The 638-nt window shown below is 60.2% G+C and carries 1 protein-coding gene; it reads left to right on the top strand.

Features of this window, described 5'->3' with window-relative positions; all coding sequences use genetic code 11:
• A partial coding sequence (locus tag NKH83_RS31565; RefSeq protein ID WP_352809082.1) for an ABC transporter permease occupies positions 1-577 on the top strand: 577 nt, incomplete at its 5' end.
• Positions 578-638 lie beyond the last annotated feature (61 nt).

Raw genomic sequence — 638 nt, 5'->3', positions numbered from 1 at the left:
GGTCATCACCACCATCATTTGCGTGGTGCTTGGCTCCGCGGCGTCACTGGCGCTCTACCGCTATGAGTTTCGCGGCAAAAAATTCTTGCAGGCGCTGCTGTTTCCGCCAATCGCCATTCCGTGGCTGATTACCGGCACGGCGATGCTGATCTTCTTCTTCGGCGTCGGCATCGGGCGCGGTCTGTTCGCCATCCTTCTCGGCCACGTCGCGCTTGCACTGCCCTATGTCATCGTCGTCGTATCGGCCCGGCTGCAGACCTTCGCGCCCGAGTTGGAAGAGGCGGCGCGCTCGCTCGGCGCCAATCAATGGCAGGTGACGAACCGCGTCACGCTGCCCTGGATCATGCCGGGTGTCATTGCCGGAGGGCTGTTCGCTTTCGCCGTGTCCTTCGACCAGTTCGTCGTATCCTACTTTCTGTCGACGCCCGGCCAAACGACGCTGCCGGTCGAAATCTACGCCGCGATCCGTAAGGGATTCACACCTGAGATCAATGCGGTCTCGACGATCATCATTGTCGTGTCGATGGCATTGATGCTGCTCACGGCGCGTTTCTTCAAATTCGGCGGAGAGAAATAATGGCGGGCGTGCAGGTATCGAATGTGTCGCGCAGTTTTGGCGCGCACAAGGCGCTGGACGA

It is taken from the genome of Mesorhizobium sp. M0909 (assembly GCF_040319515.1).
In the GTDB taxonomy this organism is placed as follows: Bacteria; Pseudomonadota; Alphaproteobacteria; order Rhizobiales; family Rhizobiaceae; genus Mesorhizobium.
This window is presented reverse-complemented; position numbering and strand designations above follow the sequence as displayed.